The sequence below is a fragment of the Rahnella inusitata genome (assembly GCF_003263515.1).
Taxonomy (GTDB): domain Bacteria; phylum Pseudomonadota; class Gammaproteobacteria; order Enterobacterales; family Enterobacteriaceae; genus Rahnella; species Rahnella inusitata.
In genome coordinates this window covers 177,319-194,199 of the sequence record NZ_JYDE01000015.1, presented here as the reverse complement: position 1 = coordinate 194,199, position 16,881 = coordinate 177,319, and the positions used below count along the sequence as shown (strand labels likewise).

15 protein-coding genes are annotated in these 16,881 nt (G+C 54.0%); 7 read left to right on the top strand and 8 right to left on the bottom strand.

Features of this window, described 5'->3' with window-relative positions; genetic code table 11:
• Nucleotides 1–33: 33 nt before the first annotated feature.
• Entirely contained in the window at nt 34–594 is a 561-nt protein-coding gene (locus TU92_RS09500; RefSeq protein ID WP_112166540.1) for a fasciclin domain-containing protein, read from the bottom strand.
• A gap of 191 nt (nt 595–785) precedes the next feature.
• A complete protein-coding gene (gene rhtA, locus TU92_RS09495; RefSeq protein WP_112166538.1) occupies nt 786–1,760 on the bottom strand; it encodes a threonine/homoserine exporter RhtA in 975 nt (324 codons plus the stop codon).
• Between the two features lie 420 nt (nt 1,761–2,180).
• On the opposite strand from rhtA, the gene ompX reads away from it, so the two are divergent.
• On the top strand, nt 2,181–2,714 hold the full coding sequence (ompX, locus tag TU92_RS09490) for an outer membrane protein OmpX (protein ID WP_056769121.1): 534 nt from the start codon (nt 2,181–2,183) through the stop codon (nt 2,712–2,714).
• Between the two features lie 341 nt (nt 2,715–3,055).
• Here the strand turns inward: ompX and TU92_RS09485 are convergent, their stop codons facing one another.
• The 3 genes from TU92_RS09485 to TU92_RS09475 form a co-directional block, all read right to left on the bottom strand.
• Nucleotides 3,056–3,820, bottom strand: a complete 765-nt coding sequence (locus tag TU92_RS09485; RefSeq protein WP_112166536.1) for a molybdopterin-dependent oxidoreductase — start codon at nt 3,818–3,820, stop codon at nt 3,056–3,058.
• Entirely contained in the window at nt 3,813–4,442 is a 630-nt protein-coding gene (locus TU92_RS09480) for a cytochrome b/b6 domain-containing protein (protein WP_112166669.1), read from the bottom strand. The genes TU92_RS09485 and TU92_RS09480 overlap by 8 nt, the downstream gene beginning before the upstream one ends.
• 165 nt (nt 4,443–4,607) lie before the next feature.
• Nucleotides 4,608–5,231: a hypothetical protein gene (locus tag TU92_RS09475; RefSeq protein WP_112166534.1), complete on the bottom strand. Its 624-nt coding sequence runs from the start codon at nt 5,229–5,231 to the stop codon at nt 4,608–4,610.
• A gap of 212 nt (nt 5,232–5,443) precedes the next feature.
• On the opposite strand from TU92_RS09475, the gene TU92_RS09470 reads away from it, so the two are divergent.
• The 5 genes from TU92_RS09470 (at nt 5,444) to TU92_RS09450 (ending at nt 11,610) form a co-directional block, all read left to right on the top strand.
• Nucleotides 5,444–6,118 carry a heavy metal response regulator transcription factor gene (locus TU92_RS09470; protein ID WP_112166533.1) on the top strand — a complete coding sequence of 225 codons (675 nt, stop codon included), beginning with the start codon at nt 5,444–5,446 and terminating at the stop codon, nt 6,116–6,118.
• On the top strand, nt 6,111–7,538 hold the full coding sequence (locus tag TU92_RS09465) for a heavy metal sensor histidine kinase (protein WP_112166531.1): 1,428 nt from the start codon (nt 6,111–6,113) through the stop codon (nt 7,536–7,538). The genes TU92_RS09470 and TU92_RS09465 overlap by 8 nt, the downstream gene beginning before the upstream one ends.
• Before the next feature lie 233 nt (nt 7,539–7,771).
• On the top strand, nt 7,772–9,448 hold the full coding sequence (gene eptB / locus TU92_RS09460; RefSeq protein WP_112166529.1) for a kdo(2)-lipid A phosphoethanolamine 7''-transferase: 1,677 nt from the start codon (nt 7,772–7,774) through the stop codon (nt 9,446–9,448).
• 132 nt (nt 9,449–9,580) lie between these two features.
• Nucleotides 9,581–10,693: an endonuclease/exonuclease/phosphatase family protein gene (locus tag TU92_RS09455; protein ID WP_112166526.1), complete on the top strand. Its 1,113-nt coding sequence runs from the start codon at nt 9,581–9,583 to the stop codon at nt 10,691–10,693.
• A 2-nt stretch (nt 10,694–10,695) separates the two neighbouring features.
• The gene (locus tag TU92_RS09450) at nt 10,696–11,610 is read left to right on the top strand and encodes a LysR substrate-binding domain-containing protein (protein ID WP_112166524.1); all 915 of its coding nucleotides are present in this window, start codon (nt 10,696–10,698) and stop codon (nt 11,608–11,610) included.
• Between the two features lie 13 nt (nt 11,611–11,623).
• On the opposite strand, the gene leuD is transcribed toward TU92_RS09450, so the two are convergent.
• On the bottom strand, nt 11,624–12,232 hold the full coding sequence (leuD, locus tag TU92_RS09445; RefSeq protein ID WP_112166522.1) for a 3-isopropylmalate dehydratase small subunit: 609 nt from the start codon (nt 12,230–12,232) through the stop codon (nt 11,624–11,626).
• Nucleotides 12,219–13,649: a 3-isopropylmalate dehydratase large subunit gene (leuC, locus tag TU92_RS09440; RefSeq protein WP_112166519.1), complete on the bottom strand. Its 1,431-nt coding sequence runs from the start codon at nt 13,647–13,649 to the stop codon at nt 12,219–12,221. Before leuC ends, leuD begins: the two co-directional genes overlap by 14 nt.
• Before the next feature lie 171 nt (nt 13,650–13,820).
• Here leuC and TU92_RS09435 point away from each other — a divergent pair, with 171 nt between their 5' ends.
• Complete coding sequence (locus TU92_RS09435; protein WP_112166517.1) at nt 13,821–14,696, top strand: alpha/beta fold hydrolase; 876 nt, start codon at nt 13,821–13,823, stop codon at nt 14,694–14,696.
• Between the two features lie 62 nt (nt 14,697–14,758).
• On the opposite strand, the gene TU92_RS09430 is transcribed toward TU92_RS09435, so the two are convergent.
• Nucleotides 14,759–16,804 (bottom strand): choline transporter, encoded by a 2,046-nt coding sequence (locus tag TU92_RS09430; protein WP_112166515.1) that lies wholly within the window; start codon nt 16,802–16,804, stop codon nt 14,759–14,761.
• Between the last annotated feature and the right edge of the window lie 77 nt (nt 16,805–16,881).

Below are 16,881 nucleotides of genomic sequence, written 5' to 3'. Positions count from 1 at the left end.
TATAAGGGGATCCAGCTCTCAGTATAGTCGGTATTATTTAGGCATCAGGACGGTATCGATAACATCAATCACCCCGTTCTTCTGCTGGACGTCATAGGTGCTGATGTTGGCAATATTACCTTTGCCATCTTTAAGCTGAATATTGTGCGGGCCGTTGTTCAGGATCCACAGTGGCTGGCCGTTCACGGTTTTGAGTTCCGCGGTGCCGTTGCCTTTTTTCAGCAGTTTTTCCAGATCTTTCATTTCATATTTACCCGCCACCACGTGGTAGGTCAGGATGCTGGTCAGCGTGGCTTTGTTTTCTGGTTTCACCAGATTATCGACGGTGCCTGCTGGCAGTTTGGCAAACGCGGCGTTGGTGGGTGCAAACACGGTGAACGGGCCTTTGCCCTGCAAGGTATCCACCAGACCGGCGGCTTTCACGGCGGCGACCAGCGTGGTGTGGTCTTTAGAATTCAGGGCATTTTCTACGATATTTTTGGACGGATACATTTCAGCGCCACCGACCATGGTGGTGTTTTGAGACATTGCAGCCATTGACGCGGTGCTCAGCAGAAGAGATGCACAGATAGCGGTACGGAGTAATGTTTTCATGATGATGTCCTTCGTATGTTGAGTAGGTAAGGTCTTGCCTCACATCACTACATACGAATGAGCCCCTGCTTTTGGATGCAGGAAATGATGAAAATAAGTGAAATAACCGAAAGTAATTTTTAGTGTCTTGATTAAAGAGAAAAAAACCACGCGATGAGACGTGGTTTTTTTTTCGTGAAGGGTGATGAATGTTATTTACCCGAGGGAGTATTTCCCGGCACGTCCACCGTTTCGATTTTGGTTTTACGCTGGATGGTCAGCGTGGAACCTGCCGACGCCGCAATAATTGCCGCCAGACCGAGCCACTGAGAAGCCGTCAGAAACTCCCCTAAAAAGATAATCCCTGAGAGCGCGGCCATTGCCGGTTCCATGCTCATCAGCGTACCGAAGGTTTTGGCGGGCAGTTTGGTCAGCGCCATCATCTCCAGTGAATAAGGAATGGCGGAAGTGAGCAGGGCGATCAGCAATCCCAGCGGCAGGATTTCCCAGGTAAAGATAGAGGTATGCGCCTGCGCGACGCCAATCGGGAAGAAGATAATCGCAGCGATAACCGAGCCCATGGCCGCCGTGCCAGGTCCGTAGCTGCTGCCTGCACGCTGTCCGGCAAGAATATAGACGGCCCAGCAGGCACCGGCGATCAGCGCAAAGCAGGCACCTTTCAGATCCACACCGCCAGCGCTTTGGCCAAGCGGCAGCAGGAACAGTAAACCAGCCACAGCCAGCGCCACCCAGACGAAATCCACAGGACGGCGGGATGAGAACATCGCGACCGCCAGCGGCCCGGTAAACTCCAGTGCAACGGCAATGCCCAGCGGCACGGTGCGCAGTGCCAGATAGAAGCTATAGTTCATACAACCGAGCGCCAGCCCGTACATCAGCAGGGCGCGAAAATTGCCGCCGCGCATTTTAAAGCGCCACGGACGGAAATAAAGCAGCAACAAAATGGAGCCAAGGCCCAGACGCAGCGCCGTAACGCCCTGAGGCCCGACGACCGGAAACAAGGTTTTCGCAAGGGAAGCGCCGCCCTGCAGTGAGAGCATGGCGATGAGGAGCAACAGAATCGCAACCAGAGGAGAGGCTTTTTTAGGTAAAGCCGGTAACGGCGGGCTGTTGTTGTGTTCATCAGCGGGCAGAGTAGTCTGCGATTTTTTTTCTGACTGTGTCATCCATTGCGCCTTTTGAGGTGATCCGATTCATCCAGAATGTTCAGATTTATAGTTTTGAAAAGAAAGGTAAAGCGCAGTCAGTGTAGAGGGAAATGAGGGAAGAAAAAATCAGTGAAAAAAGTTTTTTTCGGAGTGAGATTTTCCGAAAAAAATCCTAAATTTTTGGAAATGTTGCAAAAAAATGTCGATTTTTTGCCCAAAACTTTAGGAATTATCTGCTAATCTCAAAAAGTTCAATAAGTTTTTCTTATAGTTTTGGTGACGAAAATCACAATAAAATTAATAAGATATACCCTGTTGGAAACTTTATGTTACACGATAGAGTGCTTTGGACATCTATATTCAGGCAGAGTTTCACGCTGGTTTTTGTTATATTTTCAAACGTGAAGGTTACTTTGGTTTCCCATTTTGAGGTGGTTTATGAAAAAAATTGCATGTCTTTCCGCATTAGCTTGCGTAGTAGCACTGGGCGTTTCAACAAGCGCATTCGCTGACACCAGCACCGTAACCGCTGGTTACGCTCAGGGTGATATGCAAGGCGTTGCTAACAAAGCAAACGGCTTCAACTTGAAATACCGTTGGGAACAAGATAACAACCCACTGGGTGTTATCGGTTCATTCACCTACATCGAAGACGACAGCACTCCGTCTTCTGGTGACTACCGTAAAGCACAATACTACGGTCTGACTGCAGGTCCTGCTTACCGTCTGGCTGACTGGGTTTCCATCTACGGTGTTGTAGGTGTGGGCTACGGTAAATTCCAGCAGAACGATAATGCTGCATCTACTGCAAACCGTCAGAAATTTGACAACAGCGACTACGGCGTATCTTACGGCGCTGGTCTGCAGTTCAACCCAATCCAGAACGTTGCTCTGGACGTTTCCTACGAACAGTCCCGTATCCGCAGTGTTGATGTTGGCACCTGGATCGCTGGCGTTGGTTACAGCTTCTAATTCTTCGAGATTGAGTAACGTTTAACGTTACGCCAATTCGAAAATGAAAAACCGCTCACTTGAGCGGTTTTTTTATGTCTGGGATTTGGCGAGTGTTTAGCGCTAACCCCCTGTAAATGGGGAGGCCGGGAGGAGTGGAAGTTCGCAATAGACTTGTTAAAGCACACTTTTACGTTTCGATTTTACTTTAATACCCCACCCCAACCCTCCCCTTCGCAGGGGGAGGGGCCGTTCTGAGCATATCGGTGGATAGGGGGGGAATAAAATCGGAAAGGGATTTATGCGGCAAAGCTTCAGGCTTTGTTATTCACTGCGAAATTATGCACTTACCGTGGTAGCTATCAAATCCCGCTAAACCAGTTATACCCCTGATCTTCCCAGTAACCGCCAGGGTTCTCATTGGTGACGAAAATTGCGCCGATATGTTTGGCGTTTTTGAAGCCGAGTTTGGTCGGCATACGCAGACGTAGCGGATAGCCAAAGTCCGGTGGCAGCGGTTTGCCACCAAAATCTAGTGCCAGTATGGTTTGCGGATGCAAGGCCGTGGCCATATCGATGCTGGAATAGTAGCGGTCGTCGCATTTGAACCCGACGTATTTTGCCGTGAGGTCTGCGCCGACGTGTTGCAAGAAGGTTTTCAGCGGGACGCCCTTCCACTGGCCGATGGCGCTCCAGCCTTCGATGCAAATCAGGCGGGTGATTTGGCTCTCCTGCGGCAGGCGCTGCAACTGTTCCAGTGTCCACGAGGCTTTTTTCTGCACCAGACCGGAAACTTCCAGCCGGTAATTGGGAATGTCGATCTCCGGCACATTGTATTCCGGGTAGAACGCATTGAAGCGGAACGGCGTGGTTATCTGATCTTCACGATAGGTTTGTGCCAACTTTTGGCCGCTGAACAGCCAGCCCTGCACGCGGTCATTCCAGCGGGACATCGCCCACAAAACTTTGTCGACCTGATCGCCATCCTGCAAATTACAGCCAGTCAGCATCGATACTGCACCCAGCGTCAGACCTGAGCGCAGCAGCAAACGGCGCTGTATATTCACCAGTTGTTTGCGCTGATCGGGTTCGATAATGATTTTGGGCCGGTCTGATTTATCACTCATCAGCGCTTTCCTCCGTACTGATTTTTTTACCGCCGGTAATCATGGCGACAAAGGTTTTCGGCACCAGCAACACCATGAGAACGTGAACCACCACGAACAACATCACGCCGCTCATGGCAAAGAAATGGACATAGCGGGCGATATCAAAACCGCCAAACAGCCACACCAGGCCGCTGAACTGCACCGGTTTCCAGATGGATAACCCCGAGAGCACCAGCAATACGCCCAGCAGCAGCACGCCGACGTACATCAGTTTCTGCACCGCGTTGTACTGGCCGAGTTTATGTGGAAGATGGAACGTCAGGGCGCGGACGGTATCCCGCCAGACGGTACGCGGCGTAAACGGAAAAAAGTCACGCCTGAAGTGGCCGGTAAAAATCCCCCACACCACATAAAACAGGCCGTTAGCGGCCATCAGCCACATCACGGCCAGATGCCAGGCAATGTTGCCGCCCAGCCAGCCGCCGAGCGTGGTGCTTTGCGGAAAGGTGAACGGGAAAATCGGATCGGCGTTATAAATTCCCCAGCCGCTCATCACCATGCCAATCATCGCCAGCAGGTTGATCCAATGGCAAATGCGAACCGGCCAGGAATGGATGCGCTTTTTTTTCGACAGAGGAATATTTGAATTTGACGTACGCAGCGGGGAGGGTTGAGATTTCACGGATAAGCTCCTGCGTAATGAGAAACTGCGCAAAGTGAAAGAGGGAGGTTTCACCCTGCGCAGTTCTTCAAAAACAACTTACTCCGGCTGACAGACACGGCCCGCCGGCGTAAGCGCTAAGGGTTACATCGGTGGCGCGACGCCATCTTTACCGGCGGCGATACCACGGGCAACCAGTGCACCTTTGTCGTCTTTCATCGCGAACAGCACGATTTTAGTGCCCGGTTTCAGCAGGCTGCGATCGCCCGGCGCCAGCAGAACCACCGGCACATCGTCAGGAACGACAACTGTTTTTTCTGCGTCGTGATATTTCACGGTCAGCGTACGGCCATTGGCGTTAACCAGTTTGCCGACGGTGCCGTTGGTCATGGTGTTGATTTTGCCATCGGCGGATTCAAACGGGTTGAAACCTTCACCGCTGCCGCGCAGGCTTGGCGCAAATACATGAACTTCCAGTGCTTTCAGCGTGCCGTTGGCCTGTGGCACCGCCGCAGTACCGATGAAGCTGTCGGCCTTGATATCGCTGATCTGGCCTTTGGTTACGGCGTTGATTTTGGTCTGATCAGTCAGCTTAACGTCCAGCTTCTCGCCCTGGCGGGTAGTGACTTGCATCGAAGAATCATTTACGGATTCAATGGTTCCGCGCGTTGGCTTGATGACGTTGTCAGCCGCAAAAGCGGATGTCATCCCACTGCACATCAGCAGTGAACCGAGTAAAAGACCTGCAAGGCGTGTTGGTGTATTCATGTTTATCTCTCCAGTTTCTTACGTATTTTCATTCGGGTAGAGGAATCACTGAGGGTGCCAGTGATGAATGACTTCATTAAGAGTGGACGATAAACCGGGATTGGCAGATGACAAGTTGATGACAAAATTGTCATCAAAGGTGTCTGACGAAACTGATAAACTTCTCTGGAATCATTCTTTGGGTGAATGGTCGTGCGGCGCTGAGGGCCTGAATGCGGATACTGGTGATAGAAGATGATGTCAGCACGGGCGATTATCTGAAAAAAGGGCTGACCGAAGCGGGTTACAGCGTAGATCTGGCGCGTAACGGTGCCGACGGTCTGTTTCTGGCGCTCGAAGACGGGTATGACGCGGTGATCCTCGACGTCATGCTGCCGGGGCTCGACGGCTGGCAAGTGATGGAAGTGCTGCGCAAGAAAAGCGACGTGCCGGTGCTGTTCCTGACCGCACGCGACGAAGTACAGGATCGCATTCACGGCCTGGAGCTGGGCGCGGACGATTACCTCATCAAACCTTTTTCCTTCACCGAACTGGTGCTGCGCATTCGCACGCTGCTGCGTCGTCCCGCCGCCCGTGAGCCGGATATCTATAGCGTCGCCGATCTCAATCTCGATCTGCTGCGCCGCCGCGTAACCCGTCAGGATCAGACCATTGCGCTGACCAATAAGGAATTTATGCTTTTGCATTTACTGATGCGCCGGGAGGGCGAAGTGCTTTCGCGCACCATGATTGCCTCGCAGGTGTGGGACATGAATTTTGACAGCGATACCAACGTGGTGGATGTGGCAATCAAACGCCTGCGCGCCAAAATCGACCGTGCTTTTGACGTCAAACTGATTCATACCGTGCGTGGGATCGGCTACGTATGCGAAGTGCGTCATGACTGAGCAGAAAAAACCGCAACGCGCGATGTCTCTGACGCTGCGCGCCACGCTGCTGTTTGCGCTGCTGGCCTCACTGGTGGTGAGCGCCGTGGGCGTTTATCTCTATTACTCGCTGGAAAAAGAACTGGTCCGCCGCGCCGATTATCAGGTGAGCGGGCGCGTTCAGTATTTTCGTCATCTGCTGGCCAGTGAGTTTCCGCTTTCTCAACTCAGCCATAATCCGGGTCTGTTCGAAAACATGCTCGGCAACGAGCGGGATATCCTGACTTTCCGTCTGAGCGATGAACCGCCGATTATCAACGTCAATCCGTCGCGCCTTGCGCTGCCTCCGGTCGCGCCGGTACCCGACGGCCAGCCGTTAACGCTGAGCACCGTTCACACGCTTTCCGCCCCCGACGACACGCCGGTTCGCTTCGCCCGCGCCGCCGTAAAAATTCAGGATGGCCGCACGGTGGAGATTACCGCCGCGCACTTCATGACCGGCGAAGCGCGGATGTTGCAGACGTTCCGCTGGGAAATCACCGGCGCGGTGCTGTTCGCCTATCTGCTGATTGCCGCGCTCGGTTATGTGGTGATCCGCCGTGGATTGCGGCCACTGCGGCACATGGCGCTGGAGGCGACGAAAATCCATCCAGCCAGCCTGTCCACGCGTCTTAGCAGTGATAATGCGCCGCAGGAATTGCAGCAGTTAATCTATTCATTTAACGACATGCTCGAACGACTGGCAGAAGGATATCAGCGCCTGACGCAGTTCTCTGCCGATTTGGCGCACGAGATCCGCACGCCGGTGGGGGCGTTGATGGGGCATTGTCAGGTGGCGCTTTATCAGCCGCGCAGCACAGAGGAATATGAAACGCTGCTGGCCAATAATATGGAGGAGCTGGAGCGTATTTCACGCATGGTCGAAAACATTCTGTTCCTGGCGCGGGCGACCGATGCGCGTTCGGTTCTGACCATCACCAGTATTGATGTTTCGGCGGAAATGACGCGGATTCAGGAATACTTTGAAGGTCTGGCGGAAGAGCGGGAAATGACGCTGCACAGCGCGGGGGAGGGGATTTTGTACGCCGATGCCATTTTGTTCCAGCGCGCGCTGAGCAATCTGGTCGCCAACGCCGTGCGATATGCGCATGAAGGCACACCCATCGTCGTTCGTGCCGAACCGCACGCCAGTGGAATGGATATCCATGTGATTAGCCAGGGCGACCCGATCCCGCCAGAAAAGCTCGGCAAACTGTTCGATCGCTTCTATCGCGCCGATGCTTCACGCAGCGAAGGTGGCAGCTCCAGCGGCCTGGGATTGTCCATCGTTCAGGCCATTATGGCGCTGCATCAGGGCAGCGTCCGGGTGGTGAGTTCGGCGGAGGGCGAAACACGATTTACGCTGACTTTCCCACGTGAGGATCACAAGTTTTCTCAATAGTTTCTCAATAAACCTAAAAAAGGGGCATGACGCGTAAGAAAATTATCTGGTTTATATAACTGAAAGATAAAGGTTTCGTTAATTCTGTTACATTATCACATTGGAAGATACCAATCACTTTGAACGAAAATACGCGGCCCGGAGTCTGAATAGTCCTAAGGAGTAAGTTCAATCCTCCGGCACGAGCGGTCAATACGACGTAAACAGACTCACCAAAGAGCCATTTATTACCAATGCAAAAATTACGATTACTTTCGCAACAGAGCATTTTTCTGTTCATTGCGCTTTATCTTGGGATCCTGCTTAACCTTCCGATTTTCTTCCGACGTTACTCTCAGTTGCACTATGACAACGCGTTGTCGATTGCCGTTGAAATGCTGGCGGCCTTCGCGCTGGTGTATTTCCTCTGTGTGCTGCTGTCATTTACCGGGAAAACGGTGTTCCGCGTGCTGATGAGCGTGGTGGTGATTTCCTCCGCCGCGGCCAGCTACTACATGATCCTGTTCAACGTCGATATCGGTTACGGTATTTTGGCGGCCGCGCTGGCCTCCGACTCCATCGATTTATCGAAAGAATCCATCGGTACCCATTTTATCGCCTGGACTGTCCTGGTCAGCCTGATCCCCGTCCTGTTGCTATGGCTGAGTAAAATGCCCGGTGCGTCTCTCAAACAAACCACCCCGAAAACGCTGGCGGTGAAAGTTGTTCTGCTGATCGTCTCCGGACTGTTGTGCTATTTGCCGTTGCAGATGATGGGTAAAGTGCAGGACCGTCATGACGTGGTAAATAATCGCATGATGGCCAGCTACGGCGGCGTGGTGGCCGGGACTTACTCTCCGTCTAACTGGCTCTCGGCGCTCGGGCTGTACGTTTACAGCAGCTACAGTCAGGCCGAAGACACCAAAAACCTGTTCGATCCGGCCAAACATTTCACCTATACCGAACCGGCGGATGCCAAAGATATGTACGTGGTCTTTGTGATTGGCGAAAGTGCGCGTCGCGACCATATGGGTCTGTACGGCTACGAGCGCGATAACACGCCGCACCTCGATAAAGAGAAAAACCTCGCCGCGCTTGAGGGTTATTCCTGCGATACCGCCACCAAGCTTTCACTACGCTGCATGTTTGTGCGTGAAGGCGGGGCATCCGAAGCGCCACAGCGTACGCTGAAAGAAGCCAATGTGTTCTCAGTGCTCAAAAGCAAAGGCTGGAGCTCGGAGCTGTATTCGATGCAGAGCGAAGCCTGGTTCTATAACAAAACCCGCGCTGATGATTATTCCCTGCGTGAAAACATAGCGTCCGAGAAGCGTAACGCCGGTAAACCGGTGGATGACATGCTGCTGGTGGATGAGATGAAAGATTCGATGGCCAACCATCCAAATGGTAAACATCTGATCATCCTGCACACCAAAGGCTCACACTATCTTTACTCCGACCGGTATCCGCGTTCTTTCGCCAAGTATCAGCCGGAATGTATGGGGATTGATGATTCCTGTTCCACTGCGGAAATGATCAACGCTTACGATAACTCGTTGCTGTACACCGACTATTTCCTGTCAAAGGTCTTTGATCAGCTGCGCAACAAGAATGCCATCGTGTTTTATGCGTCCGATCACGGCGAATCCATTTCTAAAAGCATGCATTTCCACGGTACACCGCGCGATCACGCACCGATTGAGCAGCGCACTGTGCCGATCATGGTCTGGGCGTCGGATAAATTCCTCGCTAACGATCAGAACAAGGCGAGCTTCGAACAGCTGCAAAAGATGGCCGCTGAGAAGAAACCCGCTTTCCATGAAAAACTGTACGACACCATCCTTGGCTGCATAGGCTATACCTCGCCGGACGGTGGGATTGTCCAGCAGCATAACTGGTGCCATGTATCCGATCCGGCTGCACCGGCGAAATAAAACCGCGTCGCCTCGCCACCTCTTTCTAATCTCAGGAAAAGGTGGCGATATCCTTCTGGTTGTTCCCTATCTTTTAAGTCACAATCTGCCAACAACTAAAATTGATGATTCTTTTATCAGGGCCGATTACCCATGGAAGCACTTCGCATTACAGTCTGCGCACTGACGGTCATTATGACCTTTTTGACGCTGCTGCCTCTTTCCAAAAATCAACGCTGGTGGGTGCGGGTGTGGGATTTCCCCCGTCTGCAAATGGCGTCTTTATGTTTACTTTTTCTGCTGACTGAGCTCTTTATTCTGCCCTTTGGTGGCCCGATTGCGACCATCACCGTCGTGTTGACGGTAGCCTGCATGCTCTATCAGAGCTGGTGGATTTTGCCGTACACGCGCTTGTATCCGTTTCAGGTCAAAAAGACACCGCCGAACGGACATTCCCGTATCAAAATCATCAACAGCAACGTGCTGACCACCAACCGCAAGGCCGATAAATTACTCAGCCTGATCCAGAAAAATAAGCCTGATATTGTCGTGCTGCTGGAAACCGATCAGTGGTGGGAAGACCAGATGTCGCCGCTGGAGCCGGATTACCCACACAGCCTGCGCTGCCCGCTGGATAATCTTTACGGAATGCACGTTTACTCGCGCCTGCCGCTGCACGATGCGCAGATCCAGTTTCTGGTAGCGGATGATATTCCTTCGATGCATTTTCGTGCTGAACTGGCGTCCGGTGAACAGGTGGTGATGCACTGTCTGCACCCGATGCCACCCAGCCCGACGGAAGCGGATGAATCCACTGACCGCGATGGCGAACTGATTGCCGTCGGGCATACCGCAGCGAAAGCCACTTATCCGACGATTGTGACCGGCGACCTCAATGACGTCGCATGGTCGCGCACCACGCGTCTGTTTATGAAAGTCAGCGGCCTGCTGGATCCGCGTCGTGGCCGTGGCATGTACAACACATTCCACGCCAGCTATCCATTCCTGCGCTGGCCGCTGGATCACGTTTTCCACAGTAAACATTTCACTCTCATTGACCTGCACCGTCTGGAATTTATGGGCTCGGATCACTTCCCGATTATGGTCGAACTGGCGCTGACGCCGCAGGAAGGCAACGATCAGGAGTCGCTGGAAATTGATGAAGAGGACATCGAGGAAGCGCAGGAAAAAATGGATACTGCGGGCGTGAAAAGCACCGATGTTCACCGGGCGGAAAGATTTAACGAAAGTGCCTTCGGATTCTGACCATGAACAGTGAACGGGATCGTTTACCGCTGGCGGAGGACTTACGGGTCTTTCTGGCGGTGGTGAACAAGCAAAGTTTTGCGGCGGCGGCGACTGAGCTGGGGCAATCTCCGGCCTATGTCAGCAAGCGGATTCAGATCCTGGAAGAAACGCTGAACGCCCGGCTGCTGCACCGTTCCACCCGTGGTGTCCGTCTGACGGAAGACGGCGAACGCGCCCGTCGCTGGGCGCTGCAAATTCTCGATACGTTCGACCAGTTTATCGGCGATCTGTCCGACTCCCGTAGCGAACCGCGCGGCAACGTGCACATTTGCAGCTCTTTCGGTTTTGGCCGCTGCCATGTTGCACCGGCTATCGCGGAGCTGGCGCGGCGTTATCCGCAACTTAACCTGCGTCTGGATTTGTTTGACCGGGTGGTGGATTTGGTCGCTGAAGGCATCGATCTGGAAATTCTGGTGGGCGATGACATTCCCGAACAGCACATCGGTAAAAAACTGGCGCAACATCAACGGGTCTTGTGTGCATCACCGGCCTATCTGGCGGCGCATGGCGAGCCTGAATCGCTGAACGCGCTGGCGCAGCATCAGTGTCTGGTGCTCAAAGAGCGGGATAATCCCTTTGGCATCTGGCTGCTGACCGAAGGCCATGAAGCGCAGCGCATCAGAGTGAAAGGGGCGCTTTCCTCCAACAGCGGCGAAGTGGTGTTGCAGTGGGCGCTGGAGCATCAGGGCATCATTTTGCGCTCGGAGTGGGATGTCCGGCCTTACATCGAAAAGGGCGAACTGGTGCAGATATTGCCGCAGTTTTCCCAGCCCGCCAGCGTCTGGGCGGTATATCCCACACGGCTGGCGGAATCGGCAAAACTGCGGGTCTGCGTCGAATTCCTGCATCAGCGTTTCAGCCGTTTACTCGGCTAAAACCTATGTTACCTCACCCCAGCCACGGATTACGTTGCAGGTGTGACCGCTGAAACTCACGAATTTCCTCGCTGTAACGCAGCGTGTTCCCCACCGCATCCAGACCGTTAAGCAGCGATGTTTTGCTCAGCTCATCAATGTTAAACGCGATTTCTTTACCATCATGCAGGCTGATGGTCTGCGCCGGTAAATCCACGGTAATGTCGTTTTTGTCCGCCTGAGCCACCTCTTTTGCAATCTGCCCCCATTGTTCCGGGCTCAGTTGCACCGTCAGCACGCCGTTGCGCTGGCAGTTATCGAAGAAAATTCCGGCAAAGGTGGTGCCAATCAGCGCCCGAATGCCCAGCTGTTTCAGCCCCCAGACGGCGTGTTCGCGGCTGGAACCGCAGCCAAAGTTCGGCCCGACCAGCAAGAATTTTGCCTGCTGCCAGTCAGGCTGATTGAGGATAAACGCCGGATCCGGCGAGCCATCGGCCAGAAAGCGCAGATCGAAAAATACGCCGCGATCCAGCCCGTTACGGTCGATGCCTTTCAGAAACTGTTTCGGCATGATCACATCGGTATCAACGTTGGCCGCAGGGAAGGGCGCAGCCACACCGGTCAGTATATTAAACGCTTGCATGGTGCTCTCCTTTTACCTCACGCACATCGGTCAGGTGACCACAAATGGCGGCCGCCGCCACCATTGCCGGGCTCATCAGGTGGGTGCGTGCGCCCGCGCCCTGACGCCCTTCAAAATTACGGTTGGTGCTGGATGCGCAGCGATCGCCGGGCGCGAGTACGTCATCATTCATTGCCAGACACATCGAGCAGCCCGACTGCCGCCATTCAAAACCGGCCTCAATGAAGACCTCTGCCAGACCTTCCTCTTCCGCTTGTGCGCGTACCTGACTTGAGCCCGGAACGATCATCGCCCGTACGGTAGGGGCGACTTTTTTACCGCGCACCACAACAGCGGCGGCGCGTAAATCTTCGATGCGCGCATTTGTGCAGGAGCCGATAAATGCATGGCTGATTTCGATGCTGTTAAGCGCCTGACCAGCGCGCAGGCCCATATAGTTGAGCGCGCGTTGCAAATCTTTGCGGCGCGAGGCGTCGGGCTCGGTTAACGGGTCGGGAACCTGACCGCTTATCGCCAGCGCCTGATCCGGGCTGGTACCCCAGCTGACCATCGGCGCGATGTCCTGTGCGTCGAGGCTGACCTCGCAGTCAAACACCGCATCTGCGTCGCTGTGTAAATGACGCCATGCGTCTGCCGCCTCCTGCCACTGCTGGCCTTTTGGCGCGCGGGGTTTGTCTTTCAGGTAAGCAAACACTTTGTCATCAGGAGCCATAAAGGCACCGCGCGCCCCGGCTTCAACCGCCATGTTGCAGATAGTCATGCGGCCTTCAACGCTGAGCATATCGATGCCCGGACCGCAGAATTCGATGGCGTAACCTGTCGCGCCCGCCGCACCGATTTTCGCCACCATAGCCATCACCACGTCTTTGGCGGTAATGCCCTGATTAAGTTCGCCATTCACGGTCACCCGCATTGTTTTCAGACGTTTATACACCAGCGTCTGCGTCGCCAGCAGATGTTCAATTTCGGATGTGCCAATACCAAATCCGAACGCGCCTAACGCGCCGTAAGTGGTGGTGTGGCTGTCACCCGCGGCAATCACCATGCCGGGCAGAATAAAACCCTGCTCAGGCGCGACGACGTGTTCGATCCCCTGGCGTTTATCCAAAATATCGAACAGCTCAATGCCAAACTCTGCGCAGTTTTCGGCCAGATAGGAAACCTGACGAGCGCCACCGGCATCCGGCATCTGACGCGTGCGCAGCGGCGCCGTAGGGTTAACGTGATCGACCACCGCCAGCGACGTTTCTGGCCGCCACACGCGACGACCTGCATCGCGCAGTCCGCTGAATGCCTGCGGGCTGGTGTATTCGTTAATGACCTGCCGGTCGATGTACAGCAGCACGTGGCCTTTGTCATCCAGCGTGCGGACGGTATGGCTGTCGATGTGTTTTTCATACAGCGTTTTTGGCTTCATTTCATTGCCCTGATGAACCGAATGGATAATGCCAGCGTCGCAAACTTAGTGGTTATCAGGCAACGGGCTGAGTGTGGTGACTCAAAACACGGATCGTGAACCGGCGATCTTCATTTGTAGCCTTGTTGCCGGACCGTCATCCACTAAGATGGATGAAAAAGGAGAAAACCCATGTTTGAACATTTTACCCAAGGCCGGATGACGGTCAGCGGCACCGAAATTGCCCACCGTATCGCCGGGCAGGGCGAGCCTCTTTTATTGCTGCACGGACACCCGCAAACTCAGGCGATCTGGCATAAGGTCGCGCCTTACCTCACGTCACAATTCACCGTGGTGCTTGCCGATTTGCGCGGCTATGGCGACAGCGGCAAGCCTGAGCCAGACGCAGACCATCTTCGCTACAGCAAACGCGAAATGGCGCAAGACCAGCTGGAACTCATGGCGGCGCTGGGTTTCAGTCAGTTCAGCGTTATCGCCCATGACCGCGGTGCCCGCGTGGCGCACCGTCTGGCGCTGGATCATCCGCAGGCGGTGAAACAACTGGTGCTGATGGATATTGCCCCGACGCTTTCCATGTACCGGCAAACCAACGAAGCCTTCGCCCGCGCCTACTGGCACTGGTTCTTCCTCATCCGTCCGGCACCTTTCCCGGAGACGCTGATCACCGCCGATCCGGCGCAATACTTGCGCAGCGTGATGGGCAGTCGCAGTGCCGGAATGCAGCCTTTCACTGACGAAGCTTACGCAGATTATCTGCGTTGTCTGCAACTTGATGGAACGGCGCGTGGAATTTGCGAGGACTACCGCGCCTCGGCAAGTATCGACCTGCAACACGACGAGGAAGACCTGAATGCGGGCCGCAAAATCAGTTGCCCGCTGCTGGTGCTGTGGGGCGAAAAGGGCACCGTCGGCCAGTGTTTTAAGCCGCTGGAGGAGTGGCGAAAAGTGGCGAAAAACGTGCAGGGCGAAGCATTACCCTGTGGCCATTATATTGCCGAAGAGCAACCGGAACTCCTGCTGGAGAAGGTGCTGACGTTTTTGAGATAGTCTGTATAAAAATACAAAAACCCGCATTTCGCGGGTTTTGTATTTTACCTAACTGATCAAACTTACTCCGGGAACGTCAGCGTGTTCCCTGGCGCTTCGCGGTTGATGTGCAGGAAGTTCAGGTGACGTTCGTACTGATCGAGAATGTCGTTGATCACCTGATGTTTGGTGAAGTCCATCAGGTCATTGCCCTGCGTCCCTTCCAGCAGGAACGTCTCCAGACGGTAATAATTGGATTTACCCGCCCGTGCACGATAGGTAAACGCAGGGACGGCGTAACGCACCGGCCAGATTTGATAGATAAAGTTCTGTTCTTCGCCGAGTGCCACCTGTAATTCCAGATGATTGATCTTCTCGTCTTCTTCCGGTTCGTGCTCGGTAAAGGTCACCTTCGCGCCGCGCAGTTCCAGTTCCTGCGCCACTTCCTGCATCGCAGGGCGGCACACGGTATCCATCATTTTCTGCGTATGCGTGGTGCCCGGATAATTCATCACCCGCGTCAGGCGCTGCTTCCAGTTAAGCGCCGCATCGCTGGTCGCCGGCAGCGGTGCGAGCGACTGCTGATTGCTGGCGCGACGATAATCTTCCAGCCGCAGCGATTTATACAGTCCGGCCATGATGAAGAAAATCACAAAGCTGAACGGCAGCCCCATAATCACCGTGGTGTTTTGCAGCGCCGATACCCCGTCGGTCATCAGCATCCCCAGCGTCAGCACACCGATGGTGACCGACCAGAAGATCCGCAGCCAGTTTGGCGCATCGTTATTGATGTCCGCCAGCTTCGACGTGAAGTTACCCAGTACCAGTGAACCGGAATCTGCCGAGGTGACGTAAAACAGCAGGCCGGTGATAGTTGCCACTGAAGCACTCAGCGTAAAGCCCGGATACTGTGCCAGCAGGCTGTACACGCCGCGTTCCGGGTGGGAAATCACTTCGTTAGCGAAATCCAGATTGCCGTGCAGAATCTGATACAACGCGCTGTTTCCGAAGATAGATAACCACAGCAGGGTGAAGACGAACGGAATGATAAGCGTACCCAGCACGAACTGACGGATGGTACGTCCACGGGAAATACGTGCCAGGAACAGGCCGACAAACGGCGACCATGCGACCCACCATGCCCAGAAGAACAGAGTCCAGCTGTTCATCCACTCGGTCGGGCGGTCAAACGCAAAGGTGTTGAGCGTCATCCCCATAAACCGGTTGATGTAATCGCCGATGTTCAGCACCAGCGCATTGAGCAGGAATTCGGTATTACCGAAGAACAGCAGGAACAGGATCAGCCCCAGCGCCAGAAGCACGTTGAGCTCCGACAAAATACGGATACCTTTATTCACGCCGGAAGTCACCGAGACCGTCGCCATAACGACCGACAGCAGGATCAGCGCCGCCTGCACCGTCAGGTTTTCCGGAATGTGGAACAGCACTTTCAGTCCGTAATTGAGCTGCACGACGCCAATCCCAAGCGTGGTCGCGATCCCAAAAATCGTACCGACCACCGCCGCAATATCCACACTGTGACCTATGGGGCCGTTAATGCGTTTGCCGAAAATCGGGTACAGCGCCGAGCGGATTGTCAGCGGCAGGTTGTAGCGGTAGCTGAAATAGCCGAGCGCAATCCCCATCAGCGCGTACATCGCCCAGCCGGTCAGGCCGTAGTGGAACAGCGTCCAGGTCATCGCCTGTCGCGCCGCTTCCAGCGTCTGGCCGTTGCCTTCCGGCGGCAACATGTATTGCGTCACCGGTTCGGCGACCGAGAAGAACATCAGATCGATACCGATCCCGGCGGCAAACAGCATTGCCGCCCAGCTCATCATGCTGAATTCGGGTTTGGATTGTTCAGGACCGAGTTTGATCGAGCCGAAGCGCGAGCAGGCAATGAACACTACAAACACGATGTACAGCGTCGCCGCCAGCATGTAATACCAGCCGAACGTGGCGGACACCCAGTTAAGGGTCAGACTTATCCATTTTCCCGATAAATCGGTGAAGAAAATGGTCATCAATGTGAAGGCTAAAATCAGACCCGCTGAGGTGAAGAAAACCACCTTGTTCAGCTGATCGCGAGGTTTCTCAGAATGTTTTTCTGTCGTATCGGCAGTCGCCATCTTTTCCCCTGATTTGTTAATTACTCTCTAATTTTCAATAAAATGGGTTCTAATTCATCTCAAAATTCATACAAATT

Bases quoted from the DNA above. Each gene is read 5' to 3' on its own strand.
- TU92_RS09500 (WP_112166540.1), bottom strand. From the start codon at position 594: ATGAAAACATTACTCCGTACCGCTATCTGTGCATCTCTTCTGCTGAGC.
- leuD (WP_112166522.1), bottom strand. From the start codon at position 12,232: ATGCAAGCGTTTAATATACTGACCGGTGTGGCTGCGCCCTTCCCTGCG.
- TU92_RS09430 (WP_112166515.1), bottom strand. From the start codon at position 16,804: ATGGCGACTGCCGATACGACAGAAAAACATTCTGAGAAACCTCGCGAT.
- TU92_RS09450 (WP_112166524.1), top strand. From the start codon at position 10,696: ATGAACAGTGAACGGGATCGTTTACCGCTGGCGGAGGACTTACGGGTC.
- TU92_RS09475 (WP_112166534.1), bottom strand. From the start codon at position 5,231: ATGAATACACCAACACGCCTTGCAGGTCTTTTACTCGGTTCACTGCTG.
- TU92_RS09455 (WP_112166526.1), top strand. From the start codon at position 9,581: ATGGAAGCACTTCGCATTACAGTCTGCGCACTGACGGTCATTATGACC.
- TU92_RS09485 (WP_112166536.1), bottom strand. From the start codon at position 3,820: ATGAGTGATAAATCAGACCGGCCCAAAATCATTATCGAACCCGATCAG.
- TU92_RS09465 (WP_112166531.1), top strand. From the start codon at position 6,111: ATGACTGAGCAGAAAAAACCGCAACGCGCGATGTCTCTGACGCTGCGC.
- eptB (WP_112166529.1), top strand. From the start codon at position 7,772: ATGCAAAAATTACGATTACTTTCGCAACAGAGCATTTTTCTGTTCATT.
- rhtA (WP_112166538.1), bottom strand. From the start codon at position 1,760: ATGACACAGTCAGAAAAAAAATCGCAGACTACTCTGCCCGCTGATGAA.
- TU92_RS09435 (WP_112166517.1), top strand. From the start codon at position 13,821: ATGTTTGAACATTTTACCCAAGGCCGGATGACGGTCAGCGGCACCGAA.
- TU92_RS09470 (WP_112166533.1), top strand. From the start codon at position 5,444: ATGCGGATACTGGTGATAGAAGATGATGTCAGCACGGGCGATTATCTG.
- ompX (WP_056769121.1), top strand. From the start codon at position 2,181: ATGAAAAAAATTGCATGTCTTTCCGCATTAGCTTGCGTAGTAGCACTG.
- leuC (WP_112166519.1), bottom strand. From the start codon at position 13,649: ATGAAGCCAAAAACGCTGTATGAAAAACACATCGACAGCCATACCGTC.